Raw genomic sequence first — 16,111 nt, 5'->3', positions numbered from 1 at the left:
TATGGGCGCTTATTACATTACAGTACGGCGACAATCGCTTCGCACAGTGGCGCCATGTTGTCAGGGGTCATACCTGCAACGTTCACGCGGCCAGAGGCCACGGCGTACACGCCAAACTCTTCACGCAGACGCAGAACCTGTTCTTTGGTCAGGCCACTGAAAGAGAACATACCGTTCTGCTTAGTAATAAAGCTGAAATCACGGTCTGCACCTTTCTCTGCCAGGGTGTTCACAAACAGCAGGCGCATGCGCTGAATACGCTGACGCATATCGTTGAGCTCTTGTTCCCAAATCGCGCGGAGTGCATCGTTGCTCAGGATGATGGCAACGACAGAGGCACCGTGTGCTGGTGGGTTAGAGTAGTTAGCGCGGATAACTGATTTCATCTGGCTGAACGCACGATCGGCAGTCTCTTCGTTTGCTGCGACCAGCGTACAGGCACCAACACGCTCATTGTACAGGCCAAAGTTCTTGGAGTAGGAGCTAGCAACGATCAGCTCCTGATGGACGGCTGCGAAAGCGCGCAGACCTTCAGCGTCTTCTTCCAGACCACGGGCGAAGCCCTGGTAAGCGAAGTCAAACAGCGGCAGCCAGCCTTTTTCAACAGACAGTTTCGCCAGTTGTTCCCACTGTTCAAGCGTCGGATCAATGCCGGTTGGGTTGTGGCAGCAGCCGTGGAACAGTACCACGTCGCCCGCCTGGGCTTCACTCAGGCTCGCCAGCAGACCGTCGAAGTCCAGAGCGTGGTTTGCGGCGTCGTAGTAGGCATATTCGCGCACTTCCAGACCCGCAGAGTTAAAGACGCTCTTATGGTTCGGCCAACTTGGGTTGCTGACCCATACGCGCTTAACAGCGGTATTTTTTGCAAGGAAATCCGCCGCCACGCGCAGTGCGCCGGTACCGCCAGGCGTTTGTGCTGTGCGCGCGCGTTTGTCGCTCACAATTGTACTACCTTTACCGAACAGCAGCTCCTGCGTGCAACGACCAAACTCAGGGATACCATCAATACCGAGGTAGTTCTTGGTGGTTTCATTTTCCAGCAGATACTGCTCAGCTTTTTTTACGCTGGTCAGTACCGGGGTTTTGCCGGTTTCATCTTTATATACACCAATACCCAGGTTGATTTTGCCAGGGCGGTCGTCGGCACGAAACAGATCGGCCAGGCCCAGAATAGGGTCGGCAGGAGCGGCGGTAATGTTCTCAAACATGACGAAGTTCCATTGTGATTACAGAAGTGAAATCCGCTATCAGGTTAACGGTAGATTTACAAAATGCCAACCGTTTGCGACGAAAAGCGTGCGGCTTTTCAAAAGTCGCCATTATTTTCTGTCAGGCATAAAAAAACAGGGCCGAAGCCCTGTTCATTAAGCATATAACAAAGTGGTGTACTGATTAGAACTGGTAAGTTACAGCCATTGCAACCTGGTCGTCTTTACCGTTCACGATACCCACGCTACGAGAGTAGTCGGTGTCGTCGATCAGGTTCAGCTGGTAGTCAACATAGATGTTGAAGTTTTTGTTGAAGTAGTAAGTCGCACCGAGTTCAACAAATTTCTGCAGGTCAGCATCACCGCCCGCGAAGGTGCCGCGCTGAGCCAGGTTTTTACCTTTAGACTGAACGTAGGACACGGATGGACGCAGACCGAAGTCGAACTGGTACTGAGCGATAACTTCGAAGTTCTGAGTTTTGTTTGCGAATGAACCGTCTTCTTCACGGGTCATGTTGCGGGTTTCAGCGTAGGTGGTTGCCAGGTAGATGTTGTTCGCGTCGTACTTAGCACCAACAGCCCATGCTTCCGCTTTCTCGCCTTTACCGTCAGCGGTCTGCAGGTTAGTACGGTCAGAGTTGCTGTATGCGCCGATCAGGCCGAAACCTTCGCCGAATTCATAACCAACAGAGGTACCAAAACCGTCACCGTTAGCGGTTCTAACGTCGGTACGATCGTTTTTACCCTGATACTGCAGGCCCAGGCTCAGACCATCAACCAGACCGAAGAAGTCAGAGTTACGATAGGTCAGAACGCCAGTGGTACGGCCGGTCATGAAGTTATCAGAGTAGTTAGCCCAGGTCATACCTGAGTAGGATGGCGCCATATCGGTGTAAGATTCTACATCGTAAACGATACCGTAGTTACGGCCGTAGTCGATGGAACCTGCATCACCAGCTTTCAGGCCAGCGAACGCCAGACGGGTACGCTGAGTCTGGCTGCTTTCTGGCTGGCTTGCCAGAGCACGGTATTCCCACTGGCCGTAACCGGTCAGTTGGTCGTTGATTTGGGTTTCGCCTTTGAAACCGATCTGAGCATAGGTCGCATCGCTGCTGTCTGTGTTGTCACCGGAGGTCACGAAATCGTGCTCACCAACCACTTTCCCGTACAGATCCAGTTTGTTGCCGTTTTTGTTATAGATTTCTGCAGCGTTAGCTGCACCGGCTACCAGCAGGGCAGGGATTACCACTGCCAGAATATTGCGCTTCATCATTATTTATTACCCTCATTGGTTTTTTTATGACACTCGCCACTGCCGCCAATAAATTCCGTCAATAAATATTTCCGGAACTATTGATGAGAGTTTGGTGTCTTTATGTATCTGTCAGGCATCTTTCCATTCATAGAACCGTTTCGCTAGCCTGAAAGTGCTACAGTTTTCAAGATTGAGTAACAAAAAGAAATTATATGTAACTAAATGTGTATTTTTCGGAACTTTGTGAACCACCTCAAATTTCAGAAAGACCTGGCGAATTAAACGGCAGGCAGATTCCTATATATATGAATTCCTTATAATTAATTTAGATAAAGGCAATTTGTATATGCGCACCTTCAACGACTCATTTTTTCTTATGACCCCAAAAGGACTTCTGGATGGCTGTGATTTTGGTTGAAATTTGTGCTATTGCTTGAGGATTAAATAATCGCAATAAGAATAGGGTTTATTTTTTGTTCGTAGATATTTCGTAGAAACAAAACGTAACAACTAGTGGTTGTGACGGGGTCAAAGTTGAAAGGTGCTTACTTTACGCTGACGAAAATTGACAGAGCAGAATAAAATAATGGCCAGCAAATGCTGGCCATTATGATTTTGGTTACTTAGAAGCTGGCATTACGCGGCGTACGTGGGAACGGAATAACGTCACGTACGTTCTGAACACCTGTGACGTAGGCGATCAGACGTTCGAAGCCCAGACCAAAGCCTGAGTGTGGCACTGTACCGTAACGGCGCAGATCGCGATACCAACTGTAATCCGCCGGATTGAGCCCCATCTCTTGCATGCGCGCATCCAGCACGTCCAGACGCTCTTCACGCTGGGAACCACCGATAATTTCACCAATGCCCGGCGCCAGTACGTCCATTGCGGCAACGGTTTTACCGTCTTCGTTAAGGCGCATATAGAACGCCTTAATGTCTTTCGGGTAGTTTTTCACAACAACCGGTGCTTTAAAGTGCTTCTCAGCCAGGTAACGCTCATGCTCGGAAGAGAGATCCACGCCCCAATAAACCGGGTTCTCAAACTTCTCACCGCATTTCTCGAGAATAGCGACCGCATCGGTGTAATCCACCTGGGCAAAGTCGGAGGAAACAAAGCGCTCCAGACGTGCAATCGCTTCGTTATCGACACGCTCAGCGAAGAATTTCATATCATCAGCACGTTCTTCCAGTACCGCTTTGAAGACGTACTTGAGCATGGCTTCCGCCAGGCCAGCGACATCGTTCAGATCTGCGAAAGCCACTTCAGGCTCCAGCATCCAGAATTCTGCCAGGTGACGGCTGGTGTTGGAGTTTTCCGCACGGAAGGTTGGGCCGAAGGTATAGATTTTAGACAGCGCACAGGCGTAGGTTTCGCCGTTGAGCTGGCCGGATACCGTCAGGAAGGCTTCTTTACCAAAGAAGTCTTTGTCAAAGTCCACTTTACCTTCCGGCGTGCGCGGCAGGTTTTCCAGATCCAGCGTAGAAACGCGGAACATCTCGCCAGCGCCTTCGGTATCGGAGGCGGTGATCAGCGGGGTAGATACCCAGAAATAACCCTGCTCATCGAAGAAGCGATGCAGTGCCTGCGCCAGCGTGTGGCGGACACGGGCCACCGCACCAATAAGGTTGGTGCGTGGACGCAGGTGAGCCACTTCACGCAGATATTCGATGCTGTGACGTTTTGCGGCCATCGGGTAGGTATCAGGATCTTCAACCCAGCCAGTTACTTCAACGGCAGTGGCCTGAATTTCGAAACTCTGACCCTGACCCGGTGATGCGACAACCACGCCTGTAACAATTACGGAACAACCGGTTGTCAGGTGCAGAACGTCATCATTGTAATTGGGCAGAGAATTATTAATGACGGCCTGTACAGGATCAAAGCAGGAACCGTCATAGACGGCAAGGAAGGAGATGCCAGCTTTAGAATCTCGGCGGGTACGCACCCATCCGCGCACGGTGACTTCTAGGTCTTCGGCGACACGGCCCTGGAGTACGTCGGCTACAGGCACAACGCTCATAATATTCTCTCTGTTAATAGTCGGAAAAAATAAACACTTGTCCACCCAAATGGGGGGATATCTATGTTACCTGCCATCCGCTATCAGACAAGTAAATTTCGCAGTCAAAAGAGAAGAATTAAGAAATAAATAAGAAGTAGGGAGCCATTTGGCTCCCTTAAGCGCTTAACTGGCTTTTTTGACCTGAGGGAGATCGAAAGCTTTGCGTAACGCGCGGACAAAGGCTTTATCATGACAGATGGTTTTACCCGGGCTATCGGAGAGCTTGGCTACCGGCTTGCCGTTACATTCCACCAGTTTTATCACGATATTCAGCGGTTTTACCTGAGGGATGTCGCAGGTTAAACGGGTGCCAATCCCGAAGCTCAGGTTCACTCGGGTACTGAAATGGCGATAGAGTTCAACCGCTTTCGCGAGATCGAGGTTGTCGGAGAAGACCAGCACCTTGCTCATCGGGTCGATGCCGAGTTTTTCGTAATGCGCTATCGCCTTCTCACCCCATTCAACCGGATCCCCGGAGTCATGACGTAACCCCTGGTAACGCTCAGCGAACTCAGGGCCGAAATCACGCAGGAACGCATCCATGGTGATGCAGTCGGTCAGGGCGATGCCGAGTTGATTCGGATACTCGTCAAGCCACGCGGCCAGTGCGGCGCGTTGGCTGTTGGCCAGATCTGGACTGATCTGCTGATGCGCCTGGAACCATTCGTGCGCCTGGGTACCCATGGGTGTCAGGTTCAGACGACGTGCCAGATCGTAATTACTGGTGCCCACGAACCACGACTCTTGCTGCAGACGCTGAACAATGGCCTGCTGAACGTCGCGGGAGAAACGGCGACGCGTGCCAAAGTCCATCAGACGGAAGCGGGACATATCCAGCCCATCCGTCAGGGTGGCAAACCCCGCGAGTTTGTTTTCCAGCGCGGCCAGTGCCTGAGTCACCCCGGTTTCCGGCGAACGGTAGCGGTGAGCCAGCTCGCTGATCACAGCCAGCAGCGGAACTTCCCACATGATCACTTCACGCCATGGGCCTTCAAGGCGAATATCCAGCTTGCCGTTATCATTCGTGACGGTGACCTGCTCTGGCTTATAACGGAAGTCGCGCAGCCAGTTCAGATAGTCCGCTTTAAAGAAAGGCAGGCCAGAAAGCCACTGATATTCGTCGTCCTGCAACGTCAGATGCTGCATAGCATCGACCTGTTCACGAATGGAATCTGCGTAGATACCGAGCAAGTCGTCGCCACGGCAGCGGAATTCCGCCGCAACATCAACATCATAGTAATGGTGGAAAACGGCTTGCTGCATGTGCAGTTTATACGCGTCGGTATCCAGCAACGTATGCAGAACAGGAGAAGCGAATCGAGTCATAGGTGCGCAGTAGCATCCTCTCACAGGAGCGTTTAGTACAATAAACAACTCCGGAGTATACCTTGTTTAGTGATTTATTGAACCCCGATCACAACATAAGCGCTCTTTATGGTCGAGGGCATTTTGTGCCCCGTGTTATACAAATGTAGCAAAAAGGGTGTTTGTACCTGAAAAGATGAACATTCTGCATAGCGCGATCTACACAACAGGAATAGACTGGAATCGTTATTCGACAAACGATGCATAAGGTTTTCTATGACACAACAGCCACAAGCCAAATACCGCCACGACTATCGTGCGCCGGATTACCTGATTAGCGATATCGATCTGACTTTTGACCTGGATGCCACTAAAACCGTTGTGACGGCGGTAAGCCAGGTGACGCGCCAGAGCGCGACGGCAGTGCCGCTGCGTCTGGATGGTGAAGACCTGACGCTGGTCTCCCTGCATATTAATGATGCAGCCTGGACTGACTATAAAGAAGAAGACAACCAGCTGGTGATCGATAACCTGCCGGAACGCTTTACGCTGCGCATCGTGAATGAAATCAGCCCTGCCGCCAATACGGCGCTGGAAGGGCTCTACCAGTCTGGCGTGGCGCTGTGCACCCAGTGTGAAGCGGAAGGTTTCCGCCACATCACCTGGTATCTTGACCGTCCGGACGTGCTGGCGCGCTTTACCACCAAAATCATCGCGGATAAAGCGCTTTATCCTTTCCTGCTCTCTAACGGTAACCGCGTGGGTGAGGGTGAGCTGGAAAACGGCCGTCACTGGGTACAGTGGCAGGATCCGTTCCCGAAACCATGCTACCTGTTTGCGCTGGTGGCGGGTGATTTCGACGTCTTACGCGACACCTTCAAAACCCGTTCTGGCCGAGAAGTGGCGCTGGAACTGTTCGTTGACCGTGGCAACCTCGATCGCGCGCCATGGGCGATGACCTCGCTCATCAACTCCATGAAATGGGACGAGGAGCGTTTTGGTCTGGAATACGATCTCGACATCTATATGATTGTCGCCGTCGACTTCTTCAACATGGGGGCGATGGAGAACAAAGGTCTCAACATCTTTAACTCCAAATACGTGCTGGCCCGTACCGATACCGCCACCGATAAAGACTACCTCGATATCGAGCGCGTTATTGGCCACGAATATTTCCATAACTGGACCGGTAACCGCGTCACCTGCCGCGACTGGTTCCAGCTGAGCCTTAAAGAAGGCCTGACCGTATTCCGTGACCAGGAGTTCAGCTCCGATCTGGGCTCGCGGGCGGTTAACCGCATCAACAACGTGCGCACCATGCGTGGGTTGCAGTTCGCGGAAGATGCCAGTCCGATGGCGCACCCAATTCGTCCGGACAAAGTCATTGAGATGAATAACTTCTACACCCTGACGGTGTATGAAAAAGGGGCGGAAATTATCCGTATGATCCACACCCTGCTGGGCGAGGAGAACTTCCAGAAAGGGATGCAGCTCTATTTCGAGCGTCACGACGGCAGCGCCGCCACCTGCGATGATTTTGTGCAGGCAATGGAAGATGCGTCGAATGTGGATCTCTCTCACTTCCGCCGCTGGTACAGCCAGGCCGGTACGCCGATTGTCACCGTTAAAGACGATTACAATCCGGAGACCGAGCAGTACACCCTGACCATCAGCCAACGCACGCCGCCAACGGCTGAGCAGGAAGAAAAATATCCGCTGCACATCCCGTTCAGCATTGAACTGTATGATAACGAAGGCAAAGTGATCCCGCTGCAGAAGGGCGGTCATCCGGTACACCACGTGCTGAACGTGACCCAGGCAGAGCAGACCTTTATCTTCGATAACGTCTATTTCCAGCCGGTGCCTGCGCTGCTGTGTGAATTCTCTGCACCAGTGAAGCTGGAGTACAAGTGGAGCGATCAACAGCTGACGTTCCTGATGCGTCACGCGCGCAACGATTTCTCCCGTTGGGATGCCGCTCAAAGCCTGCTCGCGACATACATCAAGCTGAACGTTAATCGTCATCAGCAGGGCCAGCCGCTGTCGCTGCCGGTTCACGTGGCTGACGCGTTCCGTGCGGTTCTGCTGGATGAACAGATTGATCCGGCCCTCGCGGCTGAAATCCTGACGTTGCCGTCCGCGACCGAAATCGCCGAGCTGTTCGAGACCATCGATCCTATTGCCATCGTGGCTGTGCGTGAAGCGCTGACCCGCACGCTGGCGGCCGAACTGGCGGATGAGTTCCTGGCGATCTACAACGCCAACAAGCTGGATGCGTACCGCGTGGAACATGGCGACATTGGTAAACGTTCCCTGCGCAATACCTGTCTGCGCTACCTGGCCTTTGGTGAAACAGACCTGGCGAACACGCTGGTGAGCAAGCAGTATCACGAAGCGGATAATATGACCGACGCGCTCGCAGCCCTGGCGGCAAGCGTGGCAGCCGAGTTACCGTGCCGTGATGCGCTGATGCAAGAGTATGACGACAAGTGGCACCAGGATGGCCTGGTCATGGACAAGTGGTTCATTCTGCAGGCGACCAGTCCGGCAGCCGATGCGCTCAGCAACGTGCGCAGCCTGCTGAAGCATCGCTCCTTTACCATGAGCAACCCGAACCGCGTCCGCTCCCTGATTGGCGCGTTTGCCAGCAGTAATCCGGCTGCGTTCCACGCGGAAGACGGCAGCGGTTATCAGTTCATGGTAGAAATGCTGACCGAGCTGAACAGCCGCAACCCGCAGGTGGCATCACGTCTGATTGAGCCGCTGATCCGCCTGAAACGCTACGATGCGCAGCGCCAGGCGAAGATGCGTGCCGCGCTTGAGCAGCTTAAAGGGCTGGAAAATCTCTCTGGCGATCTGTACGAGAAGATTTCGAAGGCGCTGGCGTAATATAAACGTTAATCCCACCCTCTCCCCGTGGGAGAGGGCCGGGTGAAGGCATCAGGCATTAGCCGTAAACAACGCGCGCTCATTCACCCCGCGCCTCATCACTCGCTCCAGCACCTCCGCTTCCAGCTCTGCCAGTCTGGCCGATCCCACACGGCGAGGGCGTGGAATATCCACCGTCAGATCCAGACCAATTTTTCCCTCTTCTATTAACAGCACCCGGTCGGCCATGGCGACGGCTTCGCTCACGTCGTGCGTCACCAGCAGGACCGTAAAACCGTGCTCCTGCCAGAGCGAGGCAATTAAATCCTGCATTTCAATCCGCGTCAGGGCATCAAGTGCCCCGAGCGGCTCATCGAGCAGCAGCAGGCCTGGACGATGTATCAACGCCCGCGCCAGCGCTACGCGCTGTTTTTGCCCGCCTGAGAGGGCCGCAGGCCAGTCACCGGCGCGATCCTCCAGCCCGACGGCGGCCAGCGCCTGACGCGCCTCCTCCCGCCAGTGACCTTTCAGGCCCAACCCGACGTTATCCATCACCGTTTTCCAGGGCAGCAGGCGCGCATCCTGAAACATCATGCGAGTATCATCCTGAATATTGGCCAGCGGCGTTGTCCCTGCCAGAATCTCCCCTCCATTCGGCGCTTCCAGTCCGGCTAACAGGCGCAGCAGCGTACTCTTGCCGCCGCCGCTGCGGCCGACAACGGCCACAAATTGTCCGGCGGGGATATGCAGATCCAGGGCGTTAAGAATGGTTTTGTCGCCGTAGCGTTTCGTGACGCCGTTAAGTAACAGCGGTGTCCCCTTAGTGAGTCGGGCGGTATTCATGCTTTCGCCTCCTGAGAGAAATAGGCCGGGTTCCAGCGCAGCCAGCTGCGTTCCAGCCACTGGGCGCTGACGTCAGCAAGTTTGCCCAGCAGGGCATAAAGGATAATGGCGACTACCACCACGTCCGTTTGCAGGAATTCGCGGGCGTTCATTGCCAGATAGCCAATGCCGGAGTTGGCTGAAATGGTCTCCGCGACGATCAGCGTCAGCCACATCAGGCCGAGCGCAAAGCGAACGCCAACCATAATGGAGGGCAGGGCGCCCGGCAGCAGCACGTTGATAAACAGGGCAAATCCTGATAATCCGTAGCTGCGTGCCATCTCAACCAGCCCGCGATCGATATTGCGGATCCCATGCCAGGTATTGATGTAAATCGGGAACAGCGTGCCCAGCGCCACGAGGAAAATTTTGGCGCTCTCATCAATACCAAACCACAGAATGACCAGAGGGATCAGCGCCAGATGCGGTACGTTGCGCAGCATCTGAATGGAGGTATCCAGCAACCGTTCCCCCCAGCGGGACAGGCCGCTGATCAACCCCAGCGTCAGGCCGATGCTCCCGCCGATGGCAAACCCAATCACCGCGCGCCAGGAGCTAATGGCCAGGTGCTGCCACAGCTCGCCGCTGGCACTCAGCGACCAGAAGGCTTCGATCACGCCCTCCGGAGAGGGCAGGATACGGCTCGACAGCCAGCCGGTGGAGGAGGCCAGTTGCCAGATAAGGACAATGCCGACAGGTAAAAACCACGGGGCGGCGCGCAACAGCCATTTTTGTGTGGTGAGAGACATAGCCACTCCTTAGCTTTGCGCGACTTTACGCGGAACAAACTCGTTGGCCACGGCTTCGCCCTGAAGCTGCAGCTGGCGGGGCTGTGGAATGTCCGGGATAGCGACATCCAGATGCGGGAACAGCAGTTCACCCACTTTGTATGCCTCCTCAAGATGCGAATAGCCCGAGAGGATAAAGCTGTCGATACCCAGCTCGGCATATTCGTTGATACGCGCCGCGACGGTCGGGCCGTCACCCACCAGCGCAGTACCTGCACCACCGCGTACCAGGCCGACACCCGCCCAGAGATTGGGGCTGATCTCCAGATTCTCGCGTTTGCCGTTATGTAACGAAGCCATCCGGTGCTGTCCTACGGAGTCGGTTTTCGCAAACGCCGCCTGCGCTTTGGCGATGGTCTCATCGTCCAGATGCGAGATCAGCCGGTCAGCGGCCTGCCAGGCCTCTTCGTTGGTTTCACGCACAATCACGTGCAGGCGAATGCCAAAGCGCACCTTGCGGCCATGGGCGGCGGCTTTGGCCTGCACCTGGGCAATTTTCTCTTTCACCAGTTCAGGCGGCTCCCCCCAGGTCAGATAGAGATCGACCTGTTCTGCCGCCAGATCCTGTGCCACATCCGACGATCCGCCGAAGTAGAGTGGTGGACGCGGCTGCTGTACCGGAGGAAAGTAGAGTTTCGCGTCGCGAACATGAATATGCTTGCCATCGAAGGTGACCGTTTCCCCCTCAAGCAGACGTCGCCAGACGCGGGTAAACTCGGCGGAGGCCTCATAGCGTTCCGTATGATCAAGGAACACGCCGTCACCGGCCAGTTCCTGCGGATCGCTGCCGGTGACCAGGTTAAACAGCGCGCGTCCGTTGGAGAGCCTGTCGAGCGTTGCCGCCTGACGTGCGGCAACGGTCGGGGAAACCACGCTCGGACGCAATGCCACCAGGAATTTCAGGCGCTGGGTGACCGGAATCATCGACGCGGCGACCAGCCAGGCGTCTTCGCACGAGCGTCCGGTGGGGATCAGCACGCCGGTGAAACCGATTCGGTCTGCCGCCTGCGCAATCTGCTGCATATAGCCGTGGTCAACCGGGCGCGACCCCTCTTCGGTACCAAGATAGTGTCCATCACCGTGGGTGGGTAAAAACCAGAAAAGATTCAGACTCATGATTTGGCTCCTTCTTTGGCTGCGGGTTGCCAGATGCGTTCGCGAATGTTCACCTGTTTTGGGACTAAGCGGTTTTGATAAAAGAGGTCGGCAGTCTGTTGTTGCAGGGCTGCGACATGTGCGTCCACCGGGATAATGGTGGTGGGTGGACGGTGGTTGAGGTAGCTTGCGATCACCGCCTCCGGTAAGCCCATGGTTTTCGCCAGCAGGGTGATGCTCTCCGGGCGCTGGCTTTGTGTCAGGGTATCGGCCTCGGTAAAGGTATTCAGGACCTCCTGAACAAAGGCACCGTTTTTCTCTGCATACGGACGGGCTGCCAGGTAGAACGAACCGGTCTGTTTCAGGGTAGTGCCATCTTTCAATACCCGTACGCCGCCCTGAAGTAATGCCGCGGAGTAGTAAGGATCCCAGATAGCCCACGCATCGACATTGCCTTGCTGGAAGGCGGCGCGGGCATCAGCTGGGGTCAGATAGACGGGCTGAATATCGGTGAACTTTAGCCCGGCCTCCTGCAGGGCGCGGAGTAGCAGGTTGTGCGAGCTGGAACCTTTCTGGAATGCGACTTTGTGACCTTTAAGTTCGGCGACATTTTTAATGGCGCTATTTTCCGGCACCAGAATCACCTCGGCTTTGGGTTTCGGTGGCTCAACGCCAACGTAGACCAGATCGGCCCCGGCCGCCTGCGCAAAGATCGGTGGAATATCGCCAGTACTGCCTAAATCGATGCTTCCAACGTTCAGCGCCTCCAGCATTTGTGGCCCGGCAGGAAACTCCACCCAGGAGAATTTGGTCTGTGGGAAGCGTTTTTCCAGAAGCTGGTGGCTTTTTGCCAGCACCATACTGACGCTGCCTTTCTGGTAACCAATGCGCAAGCTGTCAGGTGCCGTCTCTGCTGCATGGGTCAGGGACGAGAGTGTGAGCAGACCAGCCAGGCTGATACGGGTAAGTGTTTTAAACATGTGCGACTCCTTGTGGCTGTCCAAACGCAGGTGCCTGAATATCGCGACGGTGCAGGGCATGCCAGAATGTCTCCAGCGCAGTGTCGAGCCGGGTTTGCAGATTCGGGGTGAAATGCGGTTTGTGCTGGTAATCGATAACCTGCGAGTCATCGGCAAAAACGCCGTGCAGGATCTCCTGCGCCTTCAACGCGTTCAGTACCGGCTTCAGGGCGTAATCCACGGCCAGTAAATGGGCAACCGTGCCGCCCGTAGCCAGCGGCAACACCACTTTTCCATCAAGTGCACGTTCAGGCAGCAGATCGAGCAAGGTTTTCAGTGCGCCGGAAAATGAGGCTTTATAAATCGGGGTCGCGACGATAAGCCCGTCAGCACTTTTTAGCTGTTCAATCAGGGTTTTCAATGCCGGACTGTCAAAGCGCGCGTAGAGCAGATCCTCAGGTTCAAAGTTGTGCAGATTCCAGTGGCACACTTCCACATCCAGAGCATTAAGCCTTTCGCGGGCATATTCCAGCAGGGCGCTGGAACGAGAAGGGAAACGTGGACTTCCGGCCAGGGTGATGACGCGCATGTGTGCTCCTTATAACTAATTGTTTGCTTTTATCTAACATTCATAACAATTTTCAGGAGTGTGACACTGCGTGGTTATTCCACTAAATGATTTATCCGCAATTAAAATGCGAAAAAGCGCATAAGAAGTGTACGGGGAAGTAAACGTTTGCGTTTTACGCTGATTTTTTTGCCGCAGGTCAATTCCCTTTCCGGGCAGGATCGCACATAATCCCCTCCCGGTTTGCACACCGGGAATCCAGGAGAGTTCATGTACTACCCCTTCGTTCGTAAAGCCCTTTTCCAGCTCGACCCTGAGCGCGCTCATGAATTTACATTCCAGCAATTACGCCGTATTACGGGAACGCCGCTGGCCGCGCTGGTGCGTCAGAACGTGCCGGAAAAACCTGTGCAGTGCATGGGTCTGACCTTTAAAAACCCGCTGGGTCTGGCGGCAGGTCTGGATAAAAATGGCGAGTGCATTGATGCCCTGGGCGCGATGGGCTTTGGTTCCATCGAAATCGGTACCGTCACGCCGCGTCCACAGCCGGGTAATGATAAGCCGCGTTTGTTCCGCCTGGTCGAAGCCGAGGGGCTGATCAACCGCATGGGCTTTAATAACCTCGGCGTGGATCATCTCGTAGAAAACGTTAAAAAAGCCCATTTTGATGGTGTATTAGGCATCAATATTGGCAAAAATAAAGACACGCCGGTTGAGCAGGGTAAAGATGACTACCTGATTTGTATGGAAAAAGTCTACGCCTATGCCGGTTATATCGCCGTGAATATTTCATCGCCGAATACCCCGGGGCTACGTTCTCTGCAATATGGTGAAGCGCTGGACGATCTTCTCAGCGCCATTAAAAATAAACAAAATGAGCTGCAGGCGATCCATCATAAATATGTTCCGGTGGCGGTTAAGATCGCACCGGATCTTTCTGCTGAAGAATTGATCCAGGTTGCCGACAGCTTAGTTCGCCATAATATTGATGGTGTGATTGCGACCAATACGACGCTCGATCGTTCCCTCGTCCAGGGAATGAAAAACTGTGACGAAGCGGGTGGGTTAAGTGGACGTCCGGTACAATTAAAAAGTACGGAAATTATTCGGGCGCTCTCCGCCGAATTAAAAGGTCGTCTGCCAATAATCGGTGTCGGTGGTATCGATTCGGTGATTGCTGCGCGCGAGAAGATGGCTGCGGGCGCCTCACTGGTGCAAATCTATTCCGGCTTTATTTTTAAAGGCCCGCCGCTCATAAAAGAAATCGTTACTCATATCTAATCTTTTCTCTTAATCAGACAACCAGGGCTTTATTTCCAGCCCTGGTTGTTTTATATTCCGTCACTGTTGCTTATTTAGACATTATAGTCTTTTATTAATGGTGTTATAAACGAAGCGGCGAATGGGACATTTTTAGTACAGGACGTTTGGGTACGGGAGAGAAACATGCGAATTAAACCTGACGATAACTGGCGCTGGTATTTTTGTGAAGAGCATGACCGAATGATGCTCGATTTAGCCAATGGCATGTTGTTCCGTTCTCGTTTTGCGCGTCGAATGTTAACCCCGGACGCTTTCTCCCCGTCTGGCTTTTGTGTAGACGATGCTGCGCTTTATTTCTCCTTTGAAGAGAAATGCCGTGACCTGCTGCTCTCAAAAGAACAGCGTGCCGAACTGATATTAAACGCGCTGGTGGCGATTCGTTTTCTGAAACCGCAAATGCCGAAAAGCTGGCATTTTCTGCCGCATGATATGAACTGGACGCCGTCCACGGGCGATGCGGCCAGCGTCAATCTGAGCGATACCGCAGAAGAGGTGAGTTTACTGGTGGTGGAACCTGGCGAAAATGCCGCGCTTTGTCTGCTGGCCCAGCCCGGCGTGACCATTGCCGGGCGGACGATGCAGCTCGGGGATGCCATTAAGGTCATGAATGACAGGCTGAAACCGCAGCTGCGCGTGGATTCATTCAGCCTGGAACAGGCGGTTTAAGCTTCCAACTGTATCGACGTTTTTGGAATACAGCTACAGCACAGGATCGTCCCGTCATCACCGATTGCGGATTTCTTCAGCGCACTGACGTCGCCCCCGACCAGCTTGATTCGACAGCAACCACAGATACCCGCCCGACAGGAATACGGGATACGGATCCCGGCTTGCTCCAGCTGCTCAAGTAACACCTGCTGATTGTTACCCCGTATAACGCGGCCCTGCCAGTGAATATCCACTGCCGAACTGGCTTGCGTCTCAACCTCTACCGTTTCTTCTTCCTGACCCGCACCGTACACGCGCGCAGGCCCACGGGTGAGAATTTCCACCTCGTCACCCACGCGGATCACTCCGCTTGAGCGCGGAATAAGATTCTGGCCAAAATCCACGTCGCCATTATCCTGCGCGGTACGGAATGATTGCAGGGTTTTCAGCGGTTCGCCGGAAGGATGCTTCAGGCCTTTCTCCGGACTTACGGTGGTGAAAATGCAGCGGCTGCACGGCTTCACGACATCAAAAATGACGCTGCCGATGCGGATGACTTTCCAGGTATCTTCATCCCAGGCTTCCGTACCGGTCACCACCAGATTCGGGCGAAATTGCTCCATCTGCACGCTGGCCTTACAGCGACGCTGCAGGTCACGCAGCGAGGCTTCGCTGGTTAACAGGAACGGGAAACCATCGGCAAACGAGAGGGGAACCGCGTCGTGGCGCTTGACGCGTCGCGTCAGCGCCGGACCCACCCAGCGCAGCTGTACCTCGCGGGAGAAGAAGCCGCTCAGCCAGCGGTTAATCTCGTCCGGAGCGATGCGAGCGGTAAAATGATTGCCCCACACTTCCGTTGGCGCATCGACAGGCGCAAAATCAGCAAAGCGAATCACCACGCTTGAGCCATCCGGGGCGGTGAGGTGGAGGCCGTCATACAGCGGCGAAGGCGTAAAGCGCACCATCTGCGGGAACTGGCGTGCAGTAATGAACGTACCGTCAGGCTCGGTGACCATAAAAATACGATCGAAGGCAAATCCACTGATGTCAGCCAGGGCGTGAGAAACGCCGATACCGCGCATGGATTTCACCGGATGAATAAAAAGCCTGGATAACGTCGCCACTGTGCACAGTCCCTCGAATGAA

Annotated in this window: 13 protein-coding genes; 3 read left to right on the top strand and 10 right to left on the bottom strand. The window is 54.2% G+C overall.

Features of this window, described 5'->3' with window-relative positions:
* Positions 1 to 17: 17 nt before the first annotated feature.
* The 4 genes from AX755_RS05250 to pncB form a co-directional block, all read right to left on the bottom strand.
* Positions 18 to 1,208 carry an amino acid aminotransferase gene (locus tag AX755_RS05250; RefSeq protein WP_062856407.1) on the bottom strand — a complete coding sequence of 397 codons (1,191 nt, stop codon included), beginning with the start codon at positions 1,206 to 1,208 and terminating at the stop codon, positions 18 to 20.
* A 184-nt stretch (positions 1,209 to 1,392) separates the two neighbouring features.
* Positions 1,393 to 2,481 (bottom strand): porin, encoded by a 1,089-nt coding sequence (locus tag AX755_RS05245; RefSeq protein WP_038981303.1) that lies wholly within the window; start codon positions 2,479 to 2,481, stop codon positions 1,393 to 1,395.
* Positions 2,482 to 3,086: 605 nt separating this feature from the next.
* Entirely contained in the window at positions 3,087 to 4,487 is a 1,401-nt protein-coding gene (asnS, locus tag AX755_RS05240) for an asparagine--tRNA ligase (protein WP_029882977.1), read from the bottom strand.
* Positions 4,488 to 4,652: 165 nt separating this feature from the next.
* Positions 4,653 to 5,855: a nicotinate phosphoribosyltransferase gene (gene pncB / locus AX755_RS05235; protein WP_029882976.1), complete on the bottom strand. Its 1,203-nt coding sequence runs from the start codon at positions 5,853 to 5,855 to the stop codon at positions 4,653 to 4,655.
* Between the two features lie 255 nt (positions 5,856 to 6,110).
* Between pncB and pepN the strand changes: the two genes are divergently transcribed.
* Positions 6,111 to 8,723: an aminopeptidase N gene (gene pepN / locus AX755_RS05230; RefSeq protein ID WP_062856406.1), complete on the top strand. Its 2,613-nt coding sequence runs from the start codon at positions 6,111 to 6,113 to the stop codon at positions 8,721 to 8,723.
* 51 nt (positions 8,724 to 8,774) lie between these two features.
* Here the strand turns inward: pepN and ssuB are convergent, their stop codons facing one another.
* From ssuB to ssuE, 5 genes are read right to left on the bottom strand one after another with little or no spacing between them, the layout of a single operon-like run.
* Complete coding sequence (gene ssuB, locus AX755_RS05225) at positions 8,775 to 9,545, bottom strand: aliphatic sulfonates ABC transporter ATP-binding protein (RefSeq protein ID WP_062856405.1); 771 nt, start codon at positions 9,543 to 9,545, stop codon at positions 8,775 to 8,777.
* On the bottom strand, positions 9,542 to 10,333 hold the full coding sequence (gene ssuC / locus AX755_RS05220; RefSeq protein WP_048972455.1) for an aliphatic sulfonate ABC transporter permease SsuC: 792 nt from the start codon (positions 10,331 to 10,333) through the stop codon (positions 9,542 to 9,544). The genes ssuB and ssuC overlap by 4 nt, the downstream gene beginning before the upstream one ends.
* 9 nt (positions 10,334 to 10,342) lie before the next feature.
* Positions 10,343 to 11,488, bottom strand: coding sequence for an FMNH2-dependent alkanesulfonate monooxygenase (gene ssuD / locus AX755_RS05215; RefSeq protein ID WP_062856404.1), 1,146 nt, complete (start codon positions 11,486 to 11,488; stop codon positions 10,343 to 10,345).
* Entirely contained in the window at positions 11,485 to 12,447 is a 963-nt protein-coding gene (locus AX755_RS05210) for a sulfonate ABC transporter substrate-binding protein (RefSeq protein ID WP_023619891.1), read from the bottom strand. Before AX755_RS05210 ends, ssuD begins: the two co-directional genes overlap by 4 nt.
* Positions 12,440 to 13,015, bottom strand: a complete 576-nt coding sequence (gene ssuE, locus AX755_RS05205) for an NADPH-dependent FMN reductase (protein WP_023619892.1) — start codon at positions 13,013 to 13,015, stop codon at positions 12,440 to 12,442. Before ssuE ends, AX755_RS05210 begins: the two co-directional genes overlap by 8 nt.
* 249 nt (positions 13,016 to 13,264) lie before the next feature.
* On the opposite strand from ssuE, the gene pyrD reads away from it, so the two are divergent.
* On the top strand, positions 13,265 to 14,275 hold the full coding sequence (gene pyrD, locus AX755_RS05200; protein WP_013097269.1) for a quinone-dependent dihydroorotate dehydrogenase: 1,011 nt from the start codon (positions 13,265 to 13,267) through the stop codon (positions 14,273 to 14,275).
* 165 nt (positions 14,276 to 14,440) lie between these two features.
* On the top strand, positions 14,441 to 14,983 hold the full coding sequence (zapC, locus tag AX755_RS05195) for a cell division protein ZapC (protein WP_020689696.1): 543 nt from the start codon (positions 14,441 to 14,443) through the stop codon (positions 14,981 to 14,983).
* On the opposite strand, the gene AX755_RS05190 is transcribed toward zapC, so the two are convergent.
* Positions 14,980 to 16,089 (bottom strand): YcbX family protein, encoded by a 1,110-nt coding sequence (locus AX755_RS05190; protein WP_062856403.1) that lies wholly within the window; start codon positions 16,087 to 16,089, stop codon positions 14,980 to 14,982. The genes zapC and AX755_RS05190 overlap by 4 nt on opposite strands.
* Between the last annotated feature and the right edge of the window lie 22 nt (positions 16,090 to 16,111).

The sequence above is a fragment of the Enterobacter sp. SENG-6 genome (genome assembly GCF_001605945.1).
Lineage (GTDB): Bacteria > Pseudomonadota > Gammaproteobacteria > Enterobacterales > Enterobacteriaceae > Enterobacter > Enterobacter cloacae.
This window is presented reverse-complemented; position numbering and strand designations above follow the sequence as displayed.

Bases quoted from the DNA above. Each gene is read 5' to 3' on its own strand.
- AX755_RS05250 (WP_062856407.1), bottom strand. From the start codon at position 1,208: ATGTTTGAGAACATTACCGCCGCTCCTGCCGACCCTATTCTGGGCCTG.
- AX755_RS05245 (WP_038981303.1), bottom strand. From the start codon at position 2,481: ATGATGAAGCGCAATATTCTGGCAGTGGTAATCCCTGCCCTGCTGGTA.
- asnS (WP_029882977.1), bottom strand. From the start codon at position 4,487: ATGAGCGTTGTGCCTGTAGCCGACGTACTCCAGGGCCGTGTCGCCGAA.
- pncB (WP_029882976.1), bottom strand. From the start codon at position 5,855: ATGACTCGATTCGCTTCTCCTGTTCTGCATACGTTGCTGGATACCGAC.
- pepN (WP_062856406.1), top strand. From the start codon at position 6,111: ATGACACAACAGCCACAAGCCAAATACCGCCACGACTATCGTGCGCCG.
- ssuB (WP_062856405.1), bottom strand. From the start codon at position 9,545: ATGAATACCGCCCGACTCACTAAGGGGACACCGCTGTTACTTAACGGC.
- ssuC (WP_048972455.1), bottom strand. From the start codon at position 10,333: ATGTCTCTCACCACACAAAAATGGCTGTTGCGCGCCGCCCCGTGGTTT.
- ssuD (WP_062856404.1), bottom strand. From the start codon at position 11,488: ATGAGTCTGAATCTTTTCTGGTTTTTACCCACCCACGGTGATGGACAC.
- AX755_RS05210 (WP_023619891.1), bottom strand. From the start codon at position 12,447: ATGTTTAAAACACTTACCCGTATCAGCCTGGCTGGTCTGCTCACACTC.
- ssuE (WP_023619892.1), bottom strand. From the start codon at position 13,015: ATGCGCGTCATCACCCTGGCCGGAAGTCCACGTTTCCCTTCTCGTTCC.
- pyrD (WP_013097269.1), top strand. From the start codon at position 13,265: ATGTACTACCCCTTCGTTCGTAAAGCCCTTTTCCAGCTCGACCCTGAG.
- zapC (WP_020689696.1), top strand. From the start codon at position 14,441: ATGCGAATTAAACCTGACGATAACTGGCGCTGGTATTTTTGTGAAGAG.